The 24,149-nt window shown below is 53.8% G+C and carries 24 protein-coding genes and 1 pseudogene; 20 read left to right on the plus strand and 5 right to left on the minus strand.

Going from position 1 to position 24,149, the window contains the following annotated elements:
* Nucleotides 1-2 precede the first annotated feature (2 nt).
* From EAO80_RS03730 to EAO80_RS03770, 9 genes are all read left to right on the plus strand, one after another.
* Entirely contained in the window at nucleotides 3-521 is a 519-nt protein-coding gene (locus EAO80_RS03730; protein WP_122088599.1) for a relaxase/mobilization nuclease domain-containing protein, read from the plus strand.
* Nucleotides 521-1,840 (plus strand): type IV secretory system conjugative DNA transfer family protein, encoded by a 1,320-nt coding sequence (locus EAO80_RS03735; protein ID WP_245998427.1) that lies wholly within the window; start codon nucleotides 521-523, stop codon nucleotides 1,838-1,840. The genes EAO80_RS03730 and EAO80_RS03735 overlap by 1 nt, the downstream gene beginning before the upstream one ends.
* A gap of 786 nt (nucleotides 1,841-2,626) precedes the next feature.
* Nucleotides 2,627-3,016: a type II toxin-antitoxin system VapC family toxin gene (locus EAO80_RS03740; RefSeq protein WP_122088600.1), complete on the plus strand. Its 390-nt coding sequence runs from the start codon at nucleotides 2,627-2,629 to the stop codon at nucleotides 3,014-3,016.
* A gap of 188 nt (nucleotides 3,017-3,204) precedes the next feature.
* A complete protein-coding gene (locus EAO80_RS03745; RefSeq protein ID WP_122088601.1) occupies nucleotides 3,205-3,555 on the plus strand; it encodes a ribbon-helix-helix protein, CopG family in 351 nt (116 codons plus the stop codon).
* 611 nt (nucleotides 3,556-4,166) lie between these two features.
* A complete protein-coding gene (gene fmdA, locus EAO80_RS03755; RefSeq protein ID WP_122088602.1) occupies nucleotides 4,167-5,438 on the plus strand; it encodes a formamidase in 1,272 nt (423 codons plus the stop codon).
* 61 nt (nucleotides 5,439-5,499) lie between these two features.
* Nucleotides 5,500-7,155, plus strand: a complete 1,656-nt coding sequence (thsB, locus tag EAO80_RS03760; protein WP_122088603.1) for a thermosome subunit beta — start codon at nucleotides 5,500-5,502, stop codon at nucleotides 7,153-7,155.
* 537 nt (nucleotides 7,156-7,692) lie between these two features.
* Entirely contained in the window at nucleotides 7,693-7,968 is a 276-nt protein-coding gene (locus EAO80_RS21000; RefSeq protein WP_449404315.1) for a DUF7347 domain-containing protein, read from the plus strand.
* Nucleotides 7,884-8,081: a hypothetical protein gene (locus tag EAO80_RS03765; protein WP_122088604.1), complete on the plus strand. Its 198-nt coding sequence runs from the start codon at nucleotides 7,884-7,886 to the stop codon at nucleotides 8,079-8,081. Before EAO80_RS21000 ends, EAO80_RS03765 begins: the two co-directional genes overlap by 85 nt.
* A gap of 106 nt (nucleotides 8,082-8,187) precedes the next feature.
* Complete coding sequence (locus EAO80_RS03770) at nucleotides 8,188-8,601, plus strand: SHOCT domain-containing protein (RefSeq protein ID WP_122088605.1); 414 nt, start codon at nucleotides 8,188-8,190, stop codon at nucleotides 8,599-8,601.
* A gap of 223 nt (nucleotides 8,602-8,824) precedes the next feature.
* Here the strand turns inward: EAO80_RS03770 and EAO80_RS19425 are convergent, their stop codons facing one another.
* The 4 genes from EAO80_RS19425 to EAO80_RS03785 form a co-directional block, all read right to left on the minus strand.
* Nucleotides 8,825-9,085: a hypothetical protein gene (locus EAO80_RS19425; RefSeq protein ID WP_162993857.1), complete on the minus strand. Its 261-nt coding sequence runs from the start codon at nucleotides 9,083-9,085 to the stop codon at nucleotides 8,825-8,827.
* A gap of 788 nt (nucleotides 9,086-9,873) precedes the next feature.
* Nucleotides 9,874-10,383: a hypothetical protein gene (locus EAO80_RS19430; protein ID WP_162993858.1), complete on the minus strand. Its 510-nt coding sequence runs from the start codon at nucleotides 10,381-10,383 to the stop codon at nucleotides 9,874-9,876.
* Nucleotides 10,384-11,119: 736 nt separating this feature from the next.
* Complete coding sequence (locus EAO80_RS03780; protein ID WP_122088607.1) at nucleotides 11,120-11,587, minus strand: HVO_A0114 family putative DNA-binding protein; 468 nt, start codon at nucleotides 11,585-11,587, stop codon at nucleotides 11,120-11,122.
* Nucleotides 11,577-11,876, minus strand: a complete 300-nt coding sequence (locus tag EAO80_RS03785; protein ID WP_122088608.1) for a toxin-antitoxin system TumE family protein — start codon at nucleotides 11,874-11,876, stop codon at nucleotides 11,577-11,579. The genes EAO80_RS03780 and EAO80_RS03785 overlap by 11 nt, the downstream gene beginning before the upstream one ends.
* Nucleotides 11,877-12,201: 325 nt before the next feature.
* Here EAO80_RS03785 and EAO80_RS03790 point away from each other — a divergent pair, with 325 nt between their 5' ends.
* From EAO80_RS03790 to EAO80_RS03845, 11 genes and pseudogenes are all read left to right on the plus strand, one after another.
* Nucleotides 12,202-13,047 (plus strand): ParA family protein, encoded by an 846-nt coding sequence (locus EAO80_RS03790; protein WP_122088609.1) that lies wholly within the window; start codon nucleotides 12,202-12,204, stop codon nucleotides 13,045-13,047.
* 1 nt (nucleotide 13,048) lies between these two features.
* Nucleotides 13,049-13,441: a hypothetical protein gene (locus EAO80_RS03795; RefSeq protein ID WP_122088610.1), complete on the plus strand. Its 393-nt coding sequence runs from the start codon at nucleotides 13,049-13,051 to the stop codon at nucleotides 13,439-13,441.
* A 1,007-nt stretch (nucleotides 13,442-14,448) separates the two neighbouring features.
* Complete coding sequence (locus EAO80_RS03800; protein ID WP_122088611.1) at nucleotides 14,449-15,651, plus strand: Cdc6/Cdc18 family protein; 1,203 nt, start codon at nucleotides 14,449-14,451, stop codon at nucleotides 15,649-15,651.
* Nucleotides 15,652-15,811: 160 nt separating this feature from the next.
* Nucleotides 15,812-16,096, plus strand: a complete 285-nt coding sequence (locus tag EAO80_RS19435; RefSeq protein ID WP_162993859.1) for a hypothetical protein — start codon at nucleotides 15,812-15,814, stop codon at nucleotides 16,094-16,096.
* A 1,515-nt stretch (nucleotides 16,097-17,611) separates the two neighbouring features.
* Complete coding sequence (locus tag EAO80_RS03815) at nucleotides 17,612-18,277, plus strand: helix-turn-helix domain-containing protein (protein ID WP_122088644.1); 666 nt, start codon at nucleotides 17,612-17,614, stop codon at nucleotides 18,275-18,277.
* 174 nt (nucleotides 18,278-18,451) lie between these two features.
* Nucleotides 18,452-18,787 (plus strand): hypothetical protein, encoded by a 336-nt coding sequence (locus EAO80_RS03820; protein WP_122088614.1) that lies wholly within the window; start codon nucleotides 18,452-18,454, stop codon nucleotides 18,785-18,787.
* A 119-nt stretch (nucleotides 18,788-18,906) separates the two neighbouring features.
* Entirely contained in the window at nucleotides 18,907-19,557 is a 651-nt protein-coding gene (locus EAO80_RS03825; RefSeq protein ID WP_122088615.1) for a helix-turn-helix domain-containing protein, read from the plus strand.
* 248 nt (nucleotides 19,558-19,805) lie between these two features.
* On the plus strand, nucleotides 19,806-20,030 hold the full coding sequence (locus EAO80_RS03830; RefSeq protein ID WP_122088616.1) for a hypothetical protein: 225 nt from the start codon (nucleotides 19,806-19,808) through the stop codon (nucleotides 20,028-20,030).
* A gap of 194 nt (nucleotides 20,031-20,224) precedes the next feature.
* Entirely contained in the window at nucleotides 20,225-20,419 is a 195-nt protein-coding gene (locus tag EAO80_RS19440; RefSeq protein WP_162993860.1) for a hypothetical protein, read from the plus strand.
* A gap of 377 nt (nucleotides 20,420-20,796) precedes the next feature.
* Nucleotides 20,797-21,459, plus strand: coding sequence for a helix-turn-helix domain-containing protein (locus EAO80_RS03840; RefSeq protein WP_162993861.1), 663 nt, complete (start codon nucleotides 20,797-20,799; stop codon nucleotides 21,457-21,459).
* A 133-nt stretch (nucleotides 21,460-21,592) separates the two neighbouring features.
* A pseudogene (locus tag EAO80_RS03845) lies at nucleotides 21,593-21,976 on the plus strand (IS5/IS1182 family transposase); the annotation flags it as partial.
* 206 nt (nucleotides 21,977-22,182) lie between these two features.
* Here EAO80_RS03845 and EAO80_RS03850 read toward each other — a convergent pair.
* Nucleotides 22,183-23,442: an inorganic phosphate transporter gene (locus tag EAO80_RS03850; protein WP_122088619.1), complete on the minus strand. Its 1,260-nt coding sequence runs from the start codon at nucleotides 23,440-23,442 to the stop codon at nucleotides 22,183-22,185.
* Between the last annotated feature and the right edge of the window lie 707 nt (nucleotides 23,443-24,149).

The raw sequence follows: 24,149 nt of genomic DNA on the forward strand, positions 1-24,149 counted from the left end.
CCATGCACGGAGACGACCGTGACACGATCTACAAGACGAGTTACGCCGACGACGAAGGAACGGAGGCGCTCACGAACTACCTCCAGCACGATCAGCAAACGGTCCGCGACAGGACCGGCCGCCCCATGTCGAAAGAAGAGATCGAGCAGTTCAACGACAAGGCCGCCGGGAAACGGAACCGGCACATCATCATTAGTCCTCGAGACCACGACGATCTCTCCGACCGAGAGCTCGACCGTGGCACCCGCGAGTACATGAGTGAGATGATCGAGGACCGACCGACTGCTGATTACGTCTACGCCGTTCACGACGACAAAGAGCACGGTAAAGACGTCCATATCGCCATGACGGCGAACGACAAACAGGACTTAGAAATGTACCCCGACGACATCAAGCGCGAGCGAAAGCACGCACACGAGACGTATCTCGAGTACGGGCGCGACCGGACTCGCGAGAATGAGCAGGAACCAGAACAGGAACGCGCTCGCACTCGCACTCGCGGGAATGGGAGGGGTCGATAATGGTGCTCGAAGCCCTCCTGCCAGTGGCCACTGTAGGAACGGCCGGGTTGGCCTACGGTGTAAAACGGAAATTCTTCCCGGCCATCCCGGAGCCCGACGAGGACCACTTTGTCCTGCCGATCGATCTCAAATCCGGTGACGCCGAAGACATCAGTAACCGCTTCGTTCGAGGCATTCAAATTCCCCGCCGGTCCTTGCTTACGCTCGGGGCGAGCGGGGCCGGTAAATCCGAGACGCTGAAACACTTTGTCGATCAGCTCCAGAACGACCCGAACGAGCCGGTCGTCGTCTACGATCACAAAACCGACTATCAAGACTTCCTCGACGACCGCGAAACACCCACAATTCGGCTCTCGTCCGGGGGTTCAGCCGACGAGAACGGGGACGCAATCGCGTGGAATATTTTCGCAGAGATCGAGGCCGAAGAGGACGCCGACGAACTCGCCCGTGGAATGTTCCCGGACGAAGGGGACGACTTTTGGACGGGTGCTGCTCGCCAACTGTTCGCAGCGACGCTGAAATACATTAGGCGGGAGGTGACGGACCCGGATAACGCCGACCTCGTGCGCTACTGGGAACGCACCACGCCGGAGAAAATGTACGAGAAGCTTACTCGGGACGGCCACGAGGACCTCACGGCCGCAGCGAGTGCGATCAACCCCGAGACGGAACGCCAGGCCGGCTCCGTGTTCGCTACCGCTCAACAGCAAATCACGGATCTCTTTGTGGGCGACTTCGCCGAATCGGGCGACTTCTCGGTCCGAGAGTACATGCAGGATCCGGACGGGCGGGTCTTAGTGCTCGATTACCCGACCCGGCAGTCCGGCACGATCGCGCCCGTGTTCCGGTACCTGATCGATCAGGCCATCATGCACGGGATGGACGATCCTGGCCGATCGGCGTACTACCTCCTGGACGAGATCGAGCATCTGGACGCGACGATCAAGCGCCTCGGCGAGCTGATCAATGTCGGGCGCGGCGTCAACTGTCAAGCGATCCTCTCGCTCCAGTCGATCGCCCAACTTGAGGACACCTACGGAAAGGAACGCGCCCATGCACTGCTGTCTGGTATGGTCACGGTGATTGGGCTTCGGACGGCCGATGAGGAGAGTGTGAATTATCTCCGTGAGGCTGTCGGGACGTCCTTCGAGCAGTACACGCGGAACTCAGGCGACGACCGTACGCCGAGTGAGAGCGAGGAGAAAGAGGAGTATCAATTCGCGAAGGGTGACCTCCGGAATTTTGATCCAGGCGAGGCTGTGATCTGCCGACAGGGTGAGGGCTGGGTCCACGGTCGGATCAAGATGCTCGAGGAGTAGTCGGCGCTTTTCGTTTACCTTACCTCTTCACTGCCTCGTTGTTAGCCAGATCGTTACGAGGTGAGGCGCAGTAAACATCAGAGAGCATTGGTTCTGATTACCGAGTATCCAAGATATAGTGAATACCACCAAAAACAAGAGCCGAGATCCCTCCTATACCTGTGGCTCTTACTAATGAGTCTTCGCCGAGAACAGTCCATATGAGGATCCATGTAGCGAAAAATGCTCCCGCCAGTATGAGAGCATGTTGGGTGCGGGTTATATTTTCAGTCCACCATCCCTGTAGCCGGTTTTGATTCATAGAACCACGTTATGTCTACATTGTATTCATTTTTATCCTATAATTTTCCGTCTTCTGGTCCAGGACTCGTTCTACGACCAGTACCACGACGTCGGTGGCTTCCCTTGTGCAACATTGGCCTTTCGTGAAAGGGGGAGCGTTGAACAAGGCGAATGACATCACCGTCCATCTGCCTACTGGTGGGCAAAGCGTCTGGCTGTATTATGAGGCGACACTATCGAATTTCGCGATTCGGACGACGACCACTCGCTCCGTTCAACGATCCCAGGACGTGTTCACCACTTCTAACGACGTAATTGGCGAACTGTTTTACAACTGGCCGTCATCTAGTGGGATATGGGCGTGTACGCTGACGATGCGAACGAGTTTGCTCGCTCCGACACCGATTCTGATGAGCGATTACCACTCGGCCAGCGACTGAAGGGAATGGCGTCAGAACTAGATGTCGATTCAGTATCGGAAGTTCGCGAGCTTCGCGAACAGCCATGAGGCTCTTTCTCGATACAAACATCTTCATTGCAGCGGCTACCGACGAACCTGAAACAGGAGCTATCGCTGTCGAGTTACTAGATAGCGATCACGAGTTTCTCACGTCGACAATGAACCTCATGGAGCTGCGCTCCGTGTTAACGAAGAAGCAGCGTCTTGAGTTGCCACGCGCCGAAGCAATTCAAGACGAAATCACTGCCGACGTGCGGGTTGTGATCCCTGATGCTTCAGATATGATGGATGCCAACCGATTGCAGCGAGAGACGCTATTGTATCCCTTGGATTGTTTAATTCTTGCCTGTGCGCAAAGTCATGACGCGGAACTTGTCTCCTTTGATTCAGAATTGCAGGAATCTGGCACGCTCGCACCAACCGACTGTCTCTGAGCACTCTACAGTACCTCGAGATCAAGCACTGTCAACTCGGTTTCAATCGATTGTATCTCTGAGTTACCCAAATAGATAGCCTTGTGCAACATCAGCGTACTTAGGAAAGCGGTTGTTGCACAAGGCGTAGAAGGGCGTAAGCCAGACGTCTGACGTACTACTATCTAAACACGGTGTATGCCGAGCGTATGCAGCGGGTGAGCGTGAAATTAGACGGGGACATGGTCGAACAGCTCGATTCGCTGGCCGATGATCAGAGTGTCACACGGTCGGATGTCATTCGTGATACGTTGGATGATGGACTGAATACGGATGATGACGTGGAGATTCAGCGCCTTCAGGAACGGATTACTGACCTCGAAACGGAGAACGAGCGTCTACGGCGTGAGAAGCGCCTTGTCCTAGAGCAGCGCGAGGAACACACCGACCTTGTGAGCACTGTCGAGCGCCAGCAGTCCCTCACCGAGCGGAAGGCCAGCGCCAGTGTGTTCAGGCGGGCGAAGTGGTGGCTCGTCGGGATAGAAGACGACCGCGGATAAGGGAGCGTAGCGCGGCCGTCGGAACCTCTAGAACGCAAATAGGGCCGCCGTTTTTCGGCGTTGAGCCGGTGGGAGCTTTCGCCGCGCTTCTCGCGACGATCGACTATCTTAATCCAATACCTGGAGCCTACTAGAGTTTTTGGTTATACCAGTGACAAATCAGACAGCGAGAAGGTCCTCAGTCCCCGATCGCCGATTCGGGGAACTCGCGATATAACTCGGCGCGCTCGAGGATCCGACCGGACACCGAGCGAGAGCGAGGAGAAAGAAGAGTATCAGTTCGAGAAAGGCGATCTCCGGAACTTCGACCCCGGTAAAGCCGTGATCTGCCGACAGGGGAAGGCTGGGTCCACGGTCGGATCAAGATGCTCGAGGCACTGAATTCCTAATACGTTCGCGATCACAGTAATGATAGACACCAAATCAGTCTGCAAGCTTGTCCAAAATTCCACCTTAAAGATCAACTACAATATAAGTTTTATAATTGTCAAGTGAAAATAAGACACGTGAATAAATTGTGGTTTATATGCATTTAGGTAGATATTATAAGTGAACATAGATAATAGGGAAGAACTTATTTGTTCATCTCCTAACCCAAGATATGTATTCACATGCCAGAAGTGAAATTCGAAGTTGATGTCGACAGTCCACCGGACGAACAGCCGGGCGCAAACCCGTTCAACCGCTGGCACCCCGACATTCCGGCAGCAGTTGAGGCAGACGTAGGCGAGACGCTGCGGCTGGAAGCGCTCGACTGGACCGGTGGACAGATCGAAGACAACGATGACCCGAACGAAATCCGCGATGTGGACCTCACGCAAGTCCACTACCTTGCAGGTCCTGTCCATGTGAATGGTGCCGAGCCTGGCGACCTACTGAAGGTCGACTTCCACAACATGGGCCCGCTCAACGATCGAGCGGAGTTCGGATTCACTGGGACGTTCTCCCAGCAAAATGGTGGTGGGTTCCTCACCGACCACTTTCCGGATGCGGCAAAATCAATCTGGGATATCGACGGCTATACCGTCTCATCCCGGCACGTACCAGATGTCCGGTATGAAGGGAAAATTCATCCTGGACTCGCAGGCTGTCTCCCAAGCAAGGAACTCTTGGAGGAGTGGAATGAGCGCGAACAGGAGCTCATCGACAAGCACGAAGAGGACCCCGATTCCATCCCGAACCACCCAACCGGTGAAGCAGAGCCAGGCGTTGCAAACCCACCGACAGAAGAGGGTGCTCAGATGGGGGAGATGGATCCGGAAGAAGCCGAAGCGGCCGCACAAGAGGGAGCTCGGACTGTCCCACCGCGCGAGAACGGTGGCAACCACGACATCAAAGACCTCTCGATTGGCTCGACGATTTACTTTCCAGTGTATGTCGAAGGCGGAATGTTCGCTGTTGGAGACTTCCACGCCTCGCAGGGTGACGGTGAAATCACGTTCTGTGGTGCCATCGAAATGCCCGGATACGTCGACGTTGAGTTCGACATCGTCAAGGATGGAATGGACAAATATAGCGTCGATCATCCCATCTTCGAGCCCGGCCACCGTGGCCCTAACTTCGAGGACTACATCACGTTCAGTGGCTACTCTGTGACTGAAGACGGCGAACAGCGGTACCTCGACTCTCACACCGCCTACCGCCGGGCGTGTCTAGAGGGAATTGAGTACCTGAAACAATTCGGTTACACGGGTCAGCAGGCACTACATATTCTCGGAACTGTTCCCGTCGAGGGGCGCCAGAGTGGCGTCGTCGACGTGCCAAACGCATGTTCGACGCTCGCACTTCCGAAGGGTGTCTTCGAATTCGATGTCTCCCCGGGCAATCTCGACAATAGTGCTGATCGTGGTGACCTCGTCGTGACAGACAACCCGCTCGAGTAACGCTTGAGACAGCCGCCAACCAGCGACACTAATTATTCAATCGACTGAGTTCGATTCATAGATGCAGGAACTGTCTACATCAATCGGCGAAGCACAGGGCAGCAAGACAAGTCGCTCGACCATCCTTGGACCACCACAAGCTGTTGCAGCAGCACTCCGTACGACACTCGGTCCGAATGGCATGGATAAGATGGTCGTCGAGCAAAATGGGACCGTCATCGTCACTAACACCGGTTCGAGCATTCTTGACCGAGTGGATGTCGAAGCCCCGACTGCGCGAATGGTGACGGAGGCCACGGAGGTACAGGCTCAGACAGTCAGTGATGGGACGACAACGACTGTCTTGCTCGTTGGGGAACTACTCAATGCTGCGGAGTCGCTACTCGAAAACGGACTCCATCCGACCTCAATTGTGGAAGGGTACGCAAAGGCGACAGCACATACCCGAGAACGTCTACAAGAATATTCGACGCCGGTATCGGAACATAACAGTGATCGCCTCCGTTCCATCGCAGCGATGACAGTTACCGGTCGATGGGATGAGACCGCAACGGCGTTGTTCGCTGATCTCGCTGTTTCTGGACTGCAATCAGCCGATTTCAATAGCTCCCAGCTGACTCTTCACGCCCATCCTGGTGGGAGTCTCGATGACTCCGAAGTCGTCGACGGCATCGCTGTAGATATGGACACCTCGTCGACTTCCATCGACGTATTCGAAACTCCCGAGCTACAGGCGTTCTCGAACCCACGGATCGCTCTCGTCGATGCAGAAATCTCCCCGGGAGACACGGATGTGTCGGGAAAAGTGACTATCGAGGACGTTGAAGATCTCGATGAGGTCCGCGAATACGAGCGGAACAACCGATCGGCAGTAATTCAATCAATCCATGAACTCGACGTCGACGTACTCTTCTGTCAGAAATCGATTGACGATGCGGTTCAGACAACACTCTCGCACTCAGGAGTGCTCACAGTCGAGCGCACTCGCCAGGACGAGCTCGATGCGATATCGCGAGCAATCGGTGCAGAGACCGTCACATCTGCCGTTGACCTTGATAGCGGTTCTCTCGGTAAGGCGGGAAGCGTTTGTCAGGAGACAATTGGCGGGGCCGAGTCCCTGCTCGTCATGGACTGTCCAGAAGAAAAACACGCGTCACTGGTCCTACGTGGTGGGACACCACACGTCTCCGATGAGATCAACCGCGTCGTAGCTGACTGTGTAGACGCCGTCCGGCTTGCACTCCGTGTAGGGAGCGTACTTCCTGGGGGCGGCGCAACCGCGATGGCACTTTCGCGAGACGTACTGAGGTATGCAGACAGCATCGGCGACCGCGAGCAATACGCGGTCAAAGCATTCGCGAACGCTCTCGAGTGTATCCCCCGGACACTTGCCGAGAACGCGGGACGAGACTTAGTCAACACCCTCGTCACGCTTCGGAATCAGCATCACGATGGCGCTACGTCCGTCGGCGTTGACGAATCTGGAGAACTTCGCGACATGCGCAAATCGGGTGTGTTCGAACCGATAACAGTACTCGATGCATGTCTCGGGAACGCGTTGGAAACGAGCGCGCTCGTACTCCGAATCGATGACGTCCTCGAATCAGGGAGCGAAAGCGGAGGTGAACACGCCGGACACGACCATAATCACGGACAGGGGGGTGAACCACACACGGAGAGCGACATGAACGGGTACCCGTGGGCGCTCAGTCACTGAGCGATTCTATTCGATTCTGACTAGCACCAGAAACGTTTCTAAACGCCTATTTTCTGAGTGACAACCTATTATTGGTTTCAGGAAATTACTATACTAATTGTTAGTATGATAGGACTGGGCGCTTGAGAGCAAAGCTGGAGAAGTCTCCATAGATTAATCCGTCCGAAACCACGTATCACAGCCCCGATAAACCCGCTGTAGTCTCAACTTCCAAATTCGGCCAGTAGTTGAGACCAGGGATCTCAATGCATATCGAGATCGGAGAATTCGTCGATAATTGGTTATGTAAATACCGAACTCGTATCTCTACACGAATGCTTTCGATCTTCGCATTGATGGGGGCATCAATAATAACAAATGATTTGGACTTCCGGCTAAACGTACTGAAGTATGACTTCTGAGGAGAAATCGATCTCCATCAATGAAGAACCGAATACGGACCCTGCAGACGCATTCGGAGCACTCAGCGATCCTCTCAGAGTCGATATTCTTTAAGCATTAGGAGGCTACTATCGTGAAACTGATTACGAGAAGACCATCGGATTCGCCGATCTCCGCAGGCGTGTCGGAGTTGAGGATTCCGGACGGTTTCGCTACCACCTGAAACAACTTCGCGGTGATTTCGTTGAAAAGGCCAATGATGGATATCGACTCACGTATGCTGGCGAGGCGTGTGTGATGAGAGAGATACGGCGTTTAAACAGATGGTGGGATGAGTCACACGGGATATGGAGATCCTCAAAATGGTTGCTGACCCGGATTCACAACAGAATCTTCCACCCGAGATGCAAAACGATGCTTCCATCGTGCTAAAGGAACCTTCAGAAGAGGAACTAAGGGAGATTCGAGACGCACGCTTGGAAGAGAGTCTCCAACCAATCGAAGAAGTCGAAGCAAACGCTGAGACGGAGGATAATAGAGAGTAGCGGTAATTGGTACGCGAATTAGTACTCCAGAATCATCACAACTGGTAACAAGGATGAAAGCAGCGGAAAACGGAGACGTATTGACGCAGTAGCTACGTTATGAGCCATGGAAAAGACATCCCTTCTTGAGCGCATTTCCGAGAGCCTCGCCGAAGTAATCGCTCTCCTGTCGATGGGTGTGGTGGTTATGGGCACAATGCTTGGAATAGACTGGATCTTGGCCGTCGGTGCCATCGGGTTCATCGTCGGAACCCCTCTCGTGTTGCTCCTTGAGCCTGATTACGAGACGACGGCGGAGCGGAATGGTGATGACGCCGATAATTCCTCACAAGAAGATCCCCTGGAGACCCTCAAAGCCCGATATGCAGAGGGAACGCTGTCTGAGGACGAATTTGAGCGAAAAGTAGGTCGCCTTCTTGAGGTAGACAGCACCGAAGCAATCGATTCGAGATCTCAAAAGCCGTCTACGATCAAAGAGACGGACTGTGATACGGATATTGCTAGCCTTAAGAAAGAATAGATAAGTTGGTGAATGATATAACAGCGCGACTGCCGAGCAGTCATACGTGTAGTGGGCTCGACTCCCACGTTAAAATATCGCCACGCTAAAGAATGGGATTTTCAACATAGTCAAAATAGCAACTCTATCGAATCGTCCGATATATTCGTAGATGTAATGACTGGCAGTTTCACCGGATATGTGTCTCAAGAAACGGCTTTCAATGGAGCCCTTCAATTCGCCATTAGGAAGCGAGCGTTTCTTCAAAATAGGCGATAACCTTTCGTGTCGCCTCAGCAGTAACATCCTCCGTAAGTTGCCCTTGGTAGCCATTCCTCGGAACATCGTTGTCTGAAATGCTGTCAAGACGAGCGATGAGATCACCAGTTGTGTCCAAAAATCGCTGTTGAATCGCAGAGATGACCACAGCATGATCAACGACCCCTCTGGTGAGCCGCCTTCTACCCAGTCCTCCTCTGAGAGAGGAATTGATTCGTCGTGCCATGTTCGCGTCGTGAGCGTAAGGCAGATATATTGCTCAGGATGGAACGGGACAGCATCAGTGCTGATGATCAGCTACGGATGCGGTGTAACATCACCATCGTCAAGAGATGTTTCGTGGTTCGCCGAGGACGGCTATGTGGGTATCTAATGCACGAAAGACGACGAAACCAACCAAAACGCCTGATCAGCGTGGGCGGCGAGGAACGACAAGACACGTTCCGGTTGTGTGCGTCCACCGCCAAGTGCATCTTCTGAACTCCGAGCTACGACAAGTGGTGGAAAATTGGTGGTTTGTAGAAATCCAAACGCAGAATCTCTGGTTCCACGGATTAAGAGTTCTGTATATCACTATGTAGTATATAGAATAGATAAACAAGCAGAGGAGCGCTGTAGTGCTCGAATTCGGTCGATGAAGTGCTTCGCTGATTCACTTTTGATTAGTGCAATAATCATAAGTGGTGGCGACGGGGTCGCCGCTGTCTATGAAACATGAAATTGACAACGAAAGAAAGCAGGAGTTGACCATTAATAGAAAAGAGACATATTTCTGATGAACGCCTGCCACCGGCTCAGAACTAAGCAACCATAGGCTCACGTCCTTCACCGCATAGACAAATATCGGCCTCAGGTAAGTCGAAATACTCAGATGTCTCACGTAAGCTATCGCTGTCGGCGTATCACACGCCGATTGATCTTCGTTGCGATCCGACAGAGTTTGTTCGGGGATTTCGATAGCCGCATCTATCCCTCTGCTCCCAATGATGACTGGAGGAATAGATACCTCCCATATCAACGTACACTCTCAGAGGTACTATCAGAATGTCGCTCAAAAGAGGGCGATTCCTTATCCGACTCACTATCCGACGAATCTTCTTCCTCAGTATTAATTTTGTCAACCGCGGACACTTCCTCTTCTTCCTGATCCTCCTGCAGCTGACGGTATTGCTCAGCAACAAACATTTGCGCAACATCTGATTTCGTCATTAGATGGCGCTCTACTTCCTGTCCAAGGAACTCATCAAGCTGCTCAGACGGTCTAAAGCTTACCGTTCTACTCATTCTTACACCCTCTGACATATCCTGTAACGGTGAATTCCCGATTGACTTTCGAACTCGATCAAAAATATAGGCCCACGCCATTAGCGTCGTGCCAGGACCCACAAATCCTAAATCAAGAAAAAGCACATCTATAGCACCACCTACAGCGACAACACCCGCAACGAGCAGCGCCGCCCACCATAAGATGAGTGATGCATCTACCCGATCACCAAAAGACCGGATTGATGTATCTCTCGACAAGGTATAACCTCCAAATACCGCTATACCGCTAACCGGAAGCACTACTCAACATTCAATTCTAGAGTAATACAAACGAATCTACAGCGCTAAGCCACAACTCACGCAAAACACAGACTCTCCCCAACAATACAGACACCTCTCGACCGAGAGGAGCCTTTGCGTCTCGTAGATCGTGTCCCATATCTACTAGGAGTGGAAGATTGGCTAAACCTACCACTGCTGGACAAGCAGCCCCACGCAGAGCCACTTTTTAGCGAACTTTGATTATCTGTAATCGTTCCTAACCACCAGCGCACCATAAAACCTCTCACAAATAGACAAAAGCAAGGCTGGCTTCTGACGCAGCCCGCTTATTGCGCCCTTTCTAAGTTCGCGCCAACGGTCATCGCGTCAGCATCGCGTGGCGGTAATATGGGAGTAGCGAACACTGCACCTGGCCACACAGCAATTTAGCTATGATAGCGGGAGCCGATTCAAGGAGGCACAGTTTTTCTCGTCTGTGTCATGTATTCTTTCGGCGCACACTTAGGTTTGTTGCCGACCAATATTAGCACCAGAATTAGTGAGGGAGAATCAGCCCAATTTTGGGTTAATACAAGATATTTTTGAAAAGATGGTAGAAACAGACTGCTGTTACAGTACGTAAGTTACTTGTCATCAATTTCGTCAGTCAACGCGGCGTAGAGTTCAGGGTTCTCTTCCACGCTCCTCGCCATGTCGTATTCGGGAACGTCGATTACGCCGACACGGCCGACTCTGACCCTTCGCCACGTGGCAGGCCGAACTCAACCTCAATCCGGACCGTGTCGTAGGGAACGTATGGCTTCTTCGCACGGCCATCCTCTTCGAAGTGGATAATACCGTACTCGGCTAGCAGGTGCAGATCGTTGTGGACGTCGTGGACGTCACGGTCGAGGCGATCGGCCAGTGCACGAATACTCTCGGGCGGGTGCTCCATCACCTCTTCGAGCAGTTCCATCCGTCGGTCGGTGAGTAGCTGGCGGAGCCGCGCACGGTCTTCGAAGTTGACGACATGCGGTACTTCTTCACCCTGCTCCCACTGTTCGGCGCGCTCGATGGCTGCCGCCTGCGCCTGTTTCGCTGGAAGCGACGTGATGCGGAGGATCGAGGGGTACTCCACGTCGTCCGGGTCGGGCGTGAATTCGTCGTGCGTCGGTTCGGTGTTAGTCGGTTCATCGCTCATAAATTTCGTTCACCTCGGTTTGGAAGTCGTTGATTAGGTCGGAGAGGCCTGTGAATTCCAGCTTCGTGATGGCACCCTCGGGCGCATGCCGATGGTGCCGGCCGACGTCCAGGTGGTAGGGCGAGTTGTCGTACCGGAGGAGCGTCTCGCCGTCAGCGTCCATGTACTGGAAGCTGTACTTCAGCCCCTGCGGGAAGTCCTCGCTCACCGGGACCTGCCACGCAACCATCTCGTACCGGCTCCCGTTCGGTTTCTCGTCTTCCTCCCGATAGACGACTGTCGCAGGCATCGGTCTCCTATGTTGGGGTTGTATCCCAACAGGGTTAAACCTTATCGTTGGGAACGAAGCCCAACAGTACTAAGGGCCCGTCCCTCTTTTGCGTAGATCTACAAACTACTGTGTTTTGTCAGGGCGCCGGCGGTCAGACGTGACGGCACTGGAATGTGTGGAAACGCTGCTCCAAGGATACAGTAGAAATGGACTAGTGGTGCGATACGTAATCTACTCGTCATCACTTCCGCCAGCCAACGCGTAGTTTAAAAACGTATCCAGTATCCGAATACACATCATGGAGTAAGTATATGTATCTTGTATCTGTATACTGGATACAGATATGGTAAACGCCATACAACGAGCGACGACTTACGTCCCAAAAGGCGGCGTCGGGAAAACGACATCAACAGCGCACATTGCAGTATCGGCATACAACGATCATGGCCTCGACACACTCCTAATCGATCTCGCGGGGACCCAGAATGACCTCGCAACTCAGTTCGGACTAGCCAACGATGTACTCGACCCTGACGCGCCGATTTCTGCGGTATTCAGCGAAAATTGGTCGTTCATCCGTGAGAACATCGACAACGTGTTCGAGCGCATGGTTTTTGAAACGGAGGAAGGACCAGATCTCATCCCTGCTGACAACGGTCTCGGGGCCGAGGATAACAACCTCGCAAACGTTCCACGGGAGAACCGCTACAACCGCCTCGAGAAGTTCATCACTGATGAAGTAGCATCACGGTACGATCTAGTATTGCTCGACTTGCCCGGCAAGGAGGACAACATCACGATCAACGGTCTGTTTGCCGCCGAAAACGTAATCGCACCGCTGAAGCCAGGCGAGTTCGAGCGGAAGCAACTCGAAAATCTCCAGCGCGAGCTGGCGGCGATTCGAGACGACGGCGACCATGATGCACAGCCAATGTTGCAGCTCGTCTTCGCGACGATGGTCGATTCAACCACGAACCTCGCAGACGAGTTTACAAACGTACTCGCCGAGGAATATTCTGATATTTCCGGCCCGCCCGTCTCAGAGTCGGCGAATATTGGAAACGAACAGGCGAACGGACGAACACTTTTTGCCCTGTCCGACGACGAACTCTATGATACGGGACGGCGCGCACGCGAGGCGTATCGACAGCTCACGACCAGTCTACTCGAGCGATTGGAGGCCAGATAACATGAGCAACGACAAGGACAAGGCCGAGAAGCTTCTCCAAGAATCGAAAGGCCAGTCCCGACATAAGACCGAACCTGAGAGTGCAGGGACGCCAACGCTTGAGGACGCAGTGGCCGACGCCTACCGACGACTTGACAACAACGACTTGCCGTCAAATATCACCCTTCGAGACGATAATCTCGCAGCACTGTTCGTCGGACTCGAGAAGTCTGATGAACTCGTTCCACTTGGGGAAGCGACTGCTGATGCACTCGGACGCGAGGCCACGATCGACACGCGGGCCGATGTCCTCCGATTGTTACTCCGATATGCTATCTCGGAGATAGACGGCTCGATACTCGAACGTGGGAAAGCTGGGAGAACACAGTATCTGACGGAATCCGACGATTTTTAGATTTGGATATTGTATCTAGATACTAGATACGGATATCAGATACAGATACTAGATGCAAGGTTCAAGTAGCAGACTGACACCAAGTTCGAGCCCGGAGTAGAACGGTCAAGAAAGTGAATCAGACGAAAGAGGGAATAGAAAAGGGCTCTTGGCCTTGTGCAACATTTTTACGAAGTACCCGCCTCAATGTTGCACAAGGTTTGATACCCCACCGACTGTACCATCGACGCTCCCGAGGTAGATCGTTGATAGATCCCCGAGACAGGACGAACCCGCCGTTCGCAACGCGATCACGACCTGCCGAGACCATATTCTTCTGTTCCTGCTAATTACGCTCGTAGGCGTCGTGATCGACGCGTGCACTACCGGAGTGCTCGTGGGTGTACTACCTGATCTGGGTCGACGATCTGCCACGGCTCCGAAACGCCGCTCAAACGGATTTGTGGTTTCCCGGACCCTATCGTTCGAGTGAATTAGCGTCCACGAGAGAAAAATCGTTGTTCGATCCCAGTACCGGATGACAAGGCTCAGTGACGTGGTGGCCGGAGCTGACGACGGTGGTTAGGACGTCCGCCCGGAACAGGCCGGCTGCGACGCGCTGTGTAAGTCCGCTGCACTGGCGATCCTGTGTCGATGCCGGTCGTGAGATAGTGTCAGGTCGAACCACTCGTTCAAGTGAGTGTTTTTATTTATAAACACCCCCTCCCCATCGTTCGAGTGAATTGACTCATATGAGTAGGGGGGTCGCCCACGACCCCCCTTTGCACCGCCTTCTGCTCTGCAATCTATTTCTAGTACGGGTTTGGTTGTATGGGTGGTGTGATAAGTATTTCTCTACCTAGAGTCTTGTCTATGACACCCCACCCCCATCTTTGTCTGCAAATTCACTTGAACAGCGGGGTGGGGGTGTTAGGACGATTGGTTTAAGACAAATCATGCACTTGAAACACTTGAACGGGTGGTCGGTAAAGCTAAGTGAGTTTGATCCACACTACTTGAGTACGCAAATGGGACAGTTCGATTTCACCCCTGGCAATCACCCATTCCGCAATCGCAACGCACTCCTCGACGATTACACGCCAGACGAGATGGTCGGTCGTGATAACGAGCTCGAGGAGTACCACGGTGCTCTCAAGCCAGCGATCAACGGCTCTCAGCCCGACAACATCTTCCTCTACGGGAAAACCGGCGTTGGCAAGACTGCTGCGACCAACTTCCTGCTCGCTCGTCTCGAGAACGCCTCGGTCGAACACGACATCACGATCCACACGAAGATCATCAACTGTGACGGCCTCAATACGAGCTATCGGGTCGCCGTCGAGCTCGTCAATACCTTCCTGTCTAACGATTCAATCAGCGAAACCGGCCACTCGCGAAGCAGTGTCTATGAGAAGATGTGGGACGCGCTCGATGCACTCGGCGGGCTATTCGTTATTGTCCTCGACGAGATCGACCATCTCCAAGATGACAGTCTTCTCTATCAGCTCTCACGAGCACGAGAGAATCATAACCTCACGAACGCCCGCGTCTCCGTCGTCGGCATCAGCAACGATCTCAGTTTTCGCGATCGCCTCAGCCCGAAGGTCCGCTCGAGTCTCTGCGAGCGAAGCATCAATTTTCCGGCGTACGATGCTGACGGGCTTAGTGAGGTGCTTGCTCAGCGCCAATCTCTTGCGTTTCGCAACGACACCGTCGAGACGGACGTTATCCCGCTCTGTGCGGCCTATGGCGCCCAAGAATCGGGTGATGCACGGAAGGCACTCGACCTCCTGTTGAAAGCGGGTGACGTCGCCCATGACGCGAATGCCGATTTAGTCCGAGCCGAGCACGTTCGTCATGGACGTGAATTGATCCAACGCGAGGAGATCACACGTGGGATCCTTGGCCTCAACTCTCACGAACGGATCCTGCTCTATGCGCTCGCGACATTCGAGGCTGCCGAGGAGACGCCGACACGATCACGTGATCTCTACGAACGCTATGAGCGCTTTGTCGAACAGACCGGCACCGATGTCCTCACAAGCCGGTGGATGCACGACCATCTCGACGAACTCGAAATGCTCGGCCTCGTCACCATCGAAAAGCGCAACGAAGGCTCGACTGGTGGACAGTACAAAACCGCCGGGCTGAATCAAGACCTCGAATCCGTTCTCAATGCTCTTGAGGAAACTATCGCCGACGTCGGTGTTCACTCTACGATCGCAGGGTGATATCCTTCTACCCTGAAAGAGGAGGCTTCTGCTATAGCTACCCATCCGTCCTCGGACTCTTCTTCGATCGACCGATGGGCTAATCCATTCGGAAAGAACAGAATTAGTACAACGAACACTTAGCGGAGCACGCCGAACGATATATCACGAGGTTCAAAGAATGGCATCCGACCGATACCTAACTGACGCCGATAATGAGCGTGCGTCTCCAAGCCACGAGGAACGTGTCGCTGCTGCTCGAGCTGTCGTCTATGGTGATGACGAGGAGCTCATCGACGCTGAAGAGCTGGATGCAGCGCTCGAAGAGTACGGTGTTAGTATCGGTGAAAGTGAGGATGGGCTCCCAGAGTACCGGGATGTCCCTCGGGAGCTGTCGCTCTCGGCGTGTCACATGGCGGTCGACCTTCGGCGTGATCCGGCAGAATTCATCGCCCCGCGCGCCTAAACAGGTCTTCCCTCTTCTCGCTATGAGCGCGATATATACTGTCGCTACTAGGTGAGAGACCATTCCATGTACCGAGAATTCGGACGGTTTTCTTATTCTGCCAAGGCGCGGCTTCGCCGTGTGATGATAGGGTAGCGGCGGTTGGTGGAAAGACACCTACTTGCTTTAGCGCGCTCAGAATTTTTTGTCGTTCGGAGAGTAGTGTAAGGATGATTAGATGCGCTACTACTGTTTGACGTGCACCTGGACAGCAGCTACAGATGAACCAATGAAGAACGAATCAGGGCAGGCAGCTATCGACCATCACGTTGCGACGGGCCGTTCGATTGTCTCCAAGAGAGTCTGCCCGGATACAAGCAAGAGTAACTATCGAGTACAGCAGGTTTTGAAGTAAGTCTCAGGCAGTCATATCTGGTCGGCAGTCATCCCATATTTGCAGTAAATACGACTATCCCGAGCGAGCGAGGAATCCCCGTCTCGGAGCGACCAGCGGGAGCGAGAATACGGCGTTTCTTGGAGCACTGCGAGGGTTCCGATGTGCTGACTGCGGGACCGAAAACAACGCACCTCAGGTAGAGATCAACGAAGAACTGTGTTCTCGGACGGAGGGAAACAACACCCATGTGAGTAACGTTATTTCGATGGGTGATGGCGGTATTTCGGGTATCCCAGTTTCTGAAACACTCTCCGAACACAACACACCCGCCTGATAGTCAGTTCCATAACCATGGTTCGGTCTCAGAGAGATTCGCGGCTCTGTTGAAATTCGCCACAGATAACCTGGTCGGGGTACCCAGCGCTACATACAGGTTAAATAGATACCGGAGCACCAATCGGCGTCACTGATAGCTGTCAAGAGTGGTGTGCTGAATACAGACACTGCGTCCAGCACAGAGCTTCGAGTGGTTCGCGTCATCTGCAACACTCCGATCGCTTGGACATTTTATGTACTTCACTTGTTAGGCGGTTTTCTCTGTTTGGAAAGCGGGATCGGGCGAATAGTCGATGACTCGAAACTCCGTTGATCCACATCGACACGTAGTACACCCAATCGGTTGGATTGTCCCCTCAGACCATTTTTTAACTGCATACGCAGCATTACAATCAGCACATCTTCCAAGCTTTCGTTTATATTCTCCAGTGGCCATTATACGTCTACTGCCGTCGCAAGCCATGGTCAGTATTTCTTTTGGTTATACAACACCTTTTTAAGCAACTGTCTGACTCGGTTGCTCCGCCTCGAAAAGCGTATTTTGAGAAGCTCCATTTGATAACCCTGGTTGATGGAAATAAGCGCGTTAGATTCGCACTGCTACGTATCAGGTGTTTCATCTCTCTTCGCTGGGAACTAAAGACAGCACTAACCGCTACAGACAGACGAGGGAGATACTAAACCTGATTCCAGTGGCGATCGAGTCTCACTGCATCCCTCGACCTCTTATGCACCCATCGTTTCGTACGGCAAGCGAGCCGAGTATAGGATAGATTAAACACGGGGCGAACCACCCAATGAATATGGCCACCGAGGCGACCGTTACCGTCCCATCCGAGACGTTTCCACTCGGAACTGTCTTCGAAGCGCTTCCAGACGTGGAGGTCGAGATCGAACGGATCATCCCCGGCGCGGACGTCATTATTCCCTATTTCTGGGTCCGGGGTGTCCCCACCGACGACATCACCACAGCGTTCTCCGACCACCCCGGCGTGAAGGATCTCCGCCTGATCGACAGCATCGAGGACGAGCACCTCCTCCGCGTGGAGTGGGAGCCCGACTACGTCGGGATCCTCACAACCCTGACCGAGACTGGCGTTCCGCTCGTCGGGGCGGTCGGAACCACCGAGCAGTGGACGTTCGACATCCGCGGGGATACCCAGGAGGATATAGCTGCATTCATGCGGCTGTGTCGAGAGCGGGATATCCCAGTCACGTTGACGGCACTCCACGCACTCACGCCCGTCGAAACGGTGTCGGAGAAGACCCTCACAGACGCCCAGCAGGAGATAATAGACCTGGCCTACGAACGGGGGTACTTCGAGTCGCCACGACAGGTGACCATGGAGGAGCTCGGCGAGGAGCTCGGCATCTCCCAGCAAGCGGTCGCCTCTCGACTTCGACGTGGAACCAAGAGCATTCTCGGACAGACCCTCTCGGCCCTGAACGGAACGTCGTCGAGTACATAAACGGGTTGTATACCCAAAAAGCAGATGGATTGTTCTACGACGAGAATTATGCTGTATCATGCCATTGAATGAAATTTCTGTCGCGTGGAGAGAACACAATGAGTCCGTTTCCGTCAAGTGTTCGACGCGAATCGGTGGGCGGCGGCCAGGCGAGACTACCGAGGTGCAGACGCTATGAGCCTCGAAGCCGATTTTGCCGGCGAACGTAAAGCCGACCACCTCTCGCGTTACCACGTAACGGCGCGGATCGGGATCGAAACTGAGACCACGGATGTCCACCTGGCCAGTCGTGTGGAGGACGCCGCTTATCTCCATCAACAGTCCGCCACACTGAGTGCCGACGGACTCGGGATCGAGATCGCGGACGTCCAACTGGCCGGTCGCGCAGAGGATGCCGCTCACATCCATCACCAGTCCGTCGAAACGATTGCCGACGAGCTCGGGGTTGAGATCACGGAGTACGAGCTGTTGGAGATTGACGAGCATAGAGGGATGATACCGCGTGACTAGCGGTAGATTCTCAACTGCGACGGTGACAATCGCAGCGGTGCTTGGATTCCGAAGACACGGTCGAGAATGCGTCCGGACCCGCCCCCTGATTCTTTGGTTCACTCTCCACTACTGTTGGTATGGCGATTGAAGCCTCATTCACGACCACCGAGGGCGAATTCCCCTTAGCTGCTGTGTTCGAGGATTTCCCCGGGACGCAAATCGAACTCGATCGCGTTGTCCCCACAGATGGAGCGATTATCCCGTATTTCTGGATCGAAGACGCGGATGTTGATACTATTGACATGAGTACCGTTGCCCATCCCGGAATTCGCGATATTTGTGTGCTCGATACCGTCGACGGTAACGCGTTCATCCGTATCGACTGGGATTTCGAGTACGAGAGTATCTTAACCGCCATTCTTGAAACGGACGTGGAACTTATCTCGGCCATTGGAACACAGGCAAACTGGACGTTCGACATCCGCGGCGAGGAGCAACAGGCGATCTCCCAGTTCCACACGTACTGCAACGAGCACGAGATTCCCGTCGAACTGTCCCAACTGCACGCGCTGTCCCCGGTACGATCAGGGCACGAGTATGATCTGACCGACGCCCAACGAGAGGCGTTGACGCTCGCGTATACCCGTGGATACTATGATTCGCCGCGGCAACTCCCCCAACAAGCACTCGCTGACGAGCTTGGGATCACGAGACAGGCGGTGGCCTCCCGACTCCAACGCGGTACCAGACGCCTCCTTGCGAGTACCGTGATCACTCCGGACGAATGAGTATATAATGGAGTCCGACGGATGGGTATATAAATGGATTACGCAAGCAACAGTCAGCCTCACCCGCGAAACGACCATAACTCTACTGTGTATCAATGGGATTCAAACACCAGGAGAGCGGGTACCTTTCCACAACAGGTGGTCGTCGACGATGGCGACTATCCCGATTTGCGTATCGAGGATGACCTGCTCGATTCAGCGGACGAGATCATGGCGAACAGTCACGGGGTAATCGAGGTGAACCGACGATGACGTATGTAGCGTTCGACGATGTTGAGGGGGCGACGGGAACGATTGCCACAGATTGGACGATCGAGTATGACGGGGCGTTTACCGAGACAACCGACGCTGTTATCTCGAATATGGATCGGAATGGGAACGGGAACGCGAGTAGTAAGGATCTCCAACGGCTTATGCTAACTCTCTACCAAAAAGGCCACCTCGAGAAGATCGAGCTGATCGACGACACATAACGTTAGGAGTCGCTCAGGGGGCAATCGAGGGCAGACCGACATTGACTCAGGGGACGATCCCACCGAAGAGCGCTGAGATCGAATCTCTCTCTATCCGTCTCTAAGCACTTGCACTGTTCATGGCGACAATCGCGGAGATCCACCTTCCAGCCGACGAGTTCGCGCTGAGCTAGACACTCGACACCATCGAGGTCGTGAATATCGAGATCGAGCGAATTGCTGGCGTCAACTGCCAAGTGATCATCTCCCTCCAGAGTAGTGCCCAGCTCGAGGTTCGGGTCGGTGATGAGCGTCTCCTCTCGCTGGTGATTACCTTGTGCAACAACCGCCGTTGGTGGAACGAAACTGTTGCACAAGGGCCGCATCTCGGCGAATTCGTTCGGCAATGAGGGTGGTAAGCCAAGTATGGGAACTATACTTATTGCTACCGAACCACAATATCTGACCCGACCGTATGATATTAGCAGCGAGTGGGAACTGCAACGGGAGCTATCGCGTCTCTTTCAATCCGCCTACAGGAATGACGTGCCAATCGGGCCCACATGGGTCTGTGAGTACACAGACCGGCCCGATCTAGAACTATTGGCAATCGAGCCTGCGAAGAACCGAGACTAGAACGGAGAGCACTGAGATAGAGAGCGCGAGCATCCCCTTTTGGGTCACGTTACACACTGACAGACGTACTCGCCAGTTTAGTGGGCGATCTTCAGCGGCGAAACTACCAGAAGAGCACAGCCTTATCCCTGGGCAATAACCTTGCATGTGCATGGCGACGATCTTCGAATTCGAGGTTCCGACCAACGAATTCGCGCTTGAAGCAACGCTGTCAGAATGCCCGGAAGCGGTCATCGAAATCGAACGGGTTGTGGCGGATGATCCAGACCGGATCACTCCGTACGTATGGGCGCACGCTGATGACTTTGCGGCACTCGAAGCCGCCTTCGACGACGATCCAACAGTCGAAGAGCTCACTCTACTCTCGGAGATGGGTGAGGAACGCTCGTACCAAATGACCTGGACTGGATCGGTTGAGCGAATTGTTCCACTCCTAACCGACCATGAAGGGACAATTACGCATGCAACTGGTTCGGTGGATGGGTGGAGCCTTCGTGTTTTGTTTCCGGATCGAGCAGCCCTCTCTGAGGCCCATGATTATCTGGAAGAAGCGGGCTTTTCGCTGACGGTTAGAGCGATATACGAAGCGAAAGATGACGGCCATATCCAGCACGGACTGACTGAAACGCAACACGAGACCATCATCGCAGCATTTGAAGCCGGCTATTTCACGGTCCCACGGGAGGTAACACAGACAGAACTCGCTGAACAACTCGGATTATCACATCAAGCACTCTCTGAACAACTTCGACGGGCGACGGGCGCACTCGTTGAATCGACGTTAATCACCGGCGGTGAGAAAACAGAAGAGTGAGTCGACTCTCGCAGTAGTAGAAATTGCCGGAACGTTGTTTTCTCGACTTGTTCTTACCGGGCTTCCCAAAATATGGGTCGGCCTTGTTGAAATCCTTGTTGAGAAACATAACGAGTGAGTAGCGTGAGGTATGGTGGATGGTCTCCCGAAGTCTCAACTTCTCCAGTTCGCCGAACGCGCGATGGTGTTGGCTCGTCGTGCAGTAGCTCGGTTCTCGACACGCTATTCACGGAAGCGGTTCACGCTCCGCCAGCACGTTGTCCTGCTCTGTCTGAAAGTGAAGAAGACGACCACATACCGAGATCTCGTTGATGAACTTATCGAGATGCCTCGCATTCGTGACGCCCTCAATCTCGATTCGATCCCCGCACCCTCGACGCTCTGTAAGGCGTTCGACCGCTTGGATATGACTGTCTGGCGGGTTCTCCTGAACGTCTCGCTCACAGATTTGCCGGTCAACGGTATCACCGGTATCGATGCGTCCGGGTTTGAACGAACCCACACCTCAGCTCACTACAACAATCTGGAGCGAAGCCTCGCTATTTCATACGAGGACAGCGAATGTACGTGATTCGAAAGGAACGGACTGCTGAATACAGAGGATCAAGTCAGCACAGCGGTCTTGATATCAAAGACGCCAACCCTTACCACTCGCGCACGATTCTTGTAGATGGGCGGTGCCTCTGACCACGACTGAGGCCGATGGACAGACGAGGTGTTCTCTTAGCCGAGGAGTGAAAACAAGGCATAGGACCCCACGAGCGACATCATCGGCGTGATCACCCAGAGTGTCATGACGCGAGCTGCCGCTGCGTGGTGGAACAGGCCTTCGGCGGATAGTTCCTCTGGGTCTTTTTCGCCGATGCTAGACACACTATCCCCGGATGCGTGCTGCCTGTCCGGGTGAGGAGTCTCGCCTTCAGCGAGTTCGCCCACAGTCGGGCCCGAATTGACCCCCTTGTTGCCTTCAACTGGGTGAAGTTTGAGTGCACCAGTCGTAAACTTTGGAGCGGATTCATCGGCAGGGGACTGTGTGACTATGTCTGCGAGCGTCCGCGCTCGGCTTGCACGGCCCCACCCGAGTCCAATAATACAACTGGTCGTACTCACGGCGAGACTGGCTGGAATTCCGAGCCACGATAGGACGGTGATAATCGTCGCACCCACGGTCGAAACAATGAGCGCTGCCAGAATCGGCATCTCAGTAATATCGTTGCCAACGGTCGCCAGCGTTCGCCGGGCAATCGTGAAGCCGCCCACGCTGATGGCCCCGATTGCGAGGAGAATCGCCGGGCTGGGGTCAAGGGAACCGTTACCGACAAGCGGAGCGACTGCGTTCGCCGCGTTCGAGGCCCCGGCACTGAACCCCATGTAGCAGGCAATTGCCACCACAAGCGCCGACCCGATCAGATCCCGAGGCGAGACGTTATCGTTGACCGATAGCCGTGGGAGCCTCCCCTGGGTATCGATTGCGATCAACGGGTTCCTCAGGCGACCAAATTCGAATTTGGCGTCAAGGTGCGGGTACAGATATCTGCCGATAAACGCACCTGTGAAGACGGCGATCAGTGGGGCGACGATCCATGCCGACAGGATGATAAACATCAGCGCAGTGTTGAGCGTCCCCGTTGCCAATCCGAGTCCGACGATTGCTGCGACGGCTGTCATCGAGGTTGACGCCGGGACACCGTAGAGGTTCGAGATCAGGAGTGCGAGCCCGGTAAAAAAGAGGACACCAACGCTCGTTTCGGGTGTAAAGGCTGCTGCATCGACGATTTCGCTACTCATCGTCGTGATGACCTTCCGCCCAATCGTCCACGCTCCGAGGAACGCAAACACGGTAAACAGTGCCCCGGCAGTGACTTTTCTGACGGCCCGGCTGCCAACTGCCGGACCGAAGGCAACACCGGTTGATGACCCGCCGATATTGTACCCGACGAACACCGCCACCAGCAATCCCACCAGAATTAGTAATTCTGCCACGTGCGTGTACTCGGTTCGTACGCGAAAAAATAGTGCCGTTTCGCTGCTGAACTGTTGGCTACGACCGATAGACACAGTAACACGAAGATTTAGCACTTCACAACTGAAGTCCCGCTAGTCTCTACCGATTCGTCTCCACACGGGTTGCTCAAAGATCAGTGACCGATATACGCTGTGTATTCAGCACGGCTACTGAAACCTATCAGCGCTTGAGGGTTTCAACAAGGCCTATGGGTCACATGTCGAGAAAGACCCTTCCCCGCTTTTGCACGTCAATGGTTCAATTCCATGTGCAAAAGCTGACTCTCGATCTGTCGATTTAATCCACCAGTAGCTGAATAGACACTACCTCGGGACTATAGCAGCAAATCGAAGGAAAATCAGGCAGTGAGTGACCCAAAATAGATCACTCTCCCGGATTGAGATACAAGAATCCAGAGAGTGATTACGGGATTCGATAGGTAGAACGGTGCTTGAAAAAGATATTCCGACGATCCTGGTCTCCTCCACGACTCGTCTGAATCGGGGTATGACCAGATTGTTTGAAATGATCCATGGCCGCTTCGGAAACCTCAGTTGAGGAATGTCCAGTCGTAGTACTGGCAGACCAGTCACACTTCTCACACCACGCTCTCATATATTGTCTCTAACCGCGAGAGCCCATAGGCAATCTACACGCTACTCCAAGCCATCTATTACGCCCACAC

Source organism: Halalkalicoccus subterraneus, from assembly GCF_003697815.1.
GTDB lineage: Archaea > Halobacteriota > Halobacteria > Halobacteriales > Halalkalicoccaceae > Halalkalicoccus > Halalkalicoccus subterraneus.

Bases quoted from the DNA above. Each gene is read 5' to 3' on its own strand.
- thsB (WP_122088603.1), top strand. From the start codon at position 5,500: ATGCAGGAACTGTCTACATCAATCGGCGAAGCACAGGGCAGCAAGACA.
- EAO80_RS03790 (WP_122088609.1), top strand. From the start codon at position 12,202: ATGGTAAACGCCATACAACGAGCGACGACTTACGTCCCAAAAGGCGGC.
- EAO80_RS03830 (WP_122088616.1), top strand. From the start codon at position 19,806: ATGACGTATGTAGCGTTCGACGATGTTGAGGGGGCGACGGGAACGATT.
- EAO80_RS03770 (WP_122088605.1), top strand. From the start codon at position 8,188: ATGGAAAAGACATCCCTTCTTGAGCGCATTTCCGAGAGCCTCGCCGAA.
- EAO80_RS03800 (WP_122088611.1), top strand. From the start codon at position 14,449: ATGGGACAGTTCGATTTCACCCCTGGCAATCACCCATTCCGCAATCGC.
- EAO80_RS03735 (WP_245998427.1), top strand. From the start codon at position 521: ATGGTGCTCGAAGCCCTCCTGCCAGTGGCCACTGTAGGAACGGCCGGG.
- EAO80_RS03740 (WP_122088600.1), top strand. From the start codon at position 2,627: ATGAGGCTCTTTCTCGATACAAACATCTTCATTGCAGCGGCTACCGAC.
- EAO80_RS03820 (WP_122088614.1), top strand. From the start codon at position 18,452: ATGAGCCTCGAAGCCGATTTTGCCGGCGAACGTAAAGCCGACCACCTC.
- EAO80_RS19425 (WP_162993857.1), bottom strand. From the start codon at position 9,085: ATGGCACGACGAATCAATTCCTCTCTCAGAGGAGGACTGGGTAGAAGG.
- EAO80_RS03825 (WP_122088615.1), top strand. From the start codon at position 18,907: ATGGCGATTGAAGCCTCATTCACGACCACCGAGGGCGAATTCCCCTTA.
- EAO80_RS03815 (WP_122088644.1), top strand. From the start codon at position 17,612: ATGGCCACCGAGGCGACCGTTACCGTCCCATCCGAGACGTTTCCACTC.
- EAO80_RS03795 (WP_122088610.1), top strand. From the start codon at position 13,049: ATGAGCAACGACAAGGACAAGGCCGAGAAGCTTCTCCAAGAATCGAAA.
- EAO80_RS03785 (WP_122088608.1), bottom strand. From the start codon at position 11,876: ATGCCTGCGACAGTCGTCTATCGGGAGGAAGACGAGAAACCGAACGGG.
- EAO80_RS03840 (WP_162993861.1), top strand. From the start codon at position 20,797: ATGGCGACGATCTTCGAATTCGAGGTTCCGACCAACGAATTCGCGCTT.
- EAO80_RS03780 (WP_122088607.1), bottom strand. From the start codon at position 11,587: ATGAGCGATGAACCGACTAACACCGAACCGACGCACGACGAATTCACG.
- fmdA (WP_122088602.1), top strand. From the start codon at position 4,167: ATGCCAGAAGTGAAATTCGAAGTTGATGTCGACAGTCCACCGGACGAA.
- EAO80_RS03765 (WP_122088604.1), top strand. From the start codon at position 7,884: ATGGAGATCCTCAAAATGGTTGCTGACCCGGATTCACAACAGAATCTT.
- EAO80_RS03730 (WP_122088599.1), top strand. From the start codon at position 3: ATGCACGGAGACGACCGTGACACGATCTACAAGACGAGTTACGCCGAC.
- EAO80_RS03745 (WP_122088601.1), top strand. From the start codon at position 3,205: ATGCAGCGGGTGAGCGTGAAATTAGACGGGGACATGGTCGAACAGCTC.
- EAO80_RS19435 (WP_162993859.1), top strand. From the start codon at position 15,812: ATGGCATCCGACCGATACCTAACTGACGCCGATAATGAGCGTGCGTCT.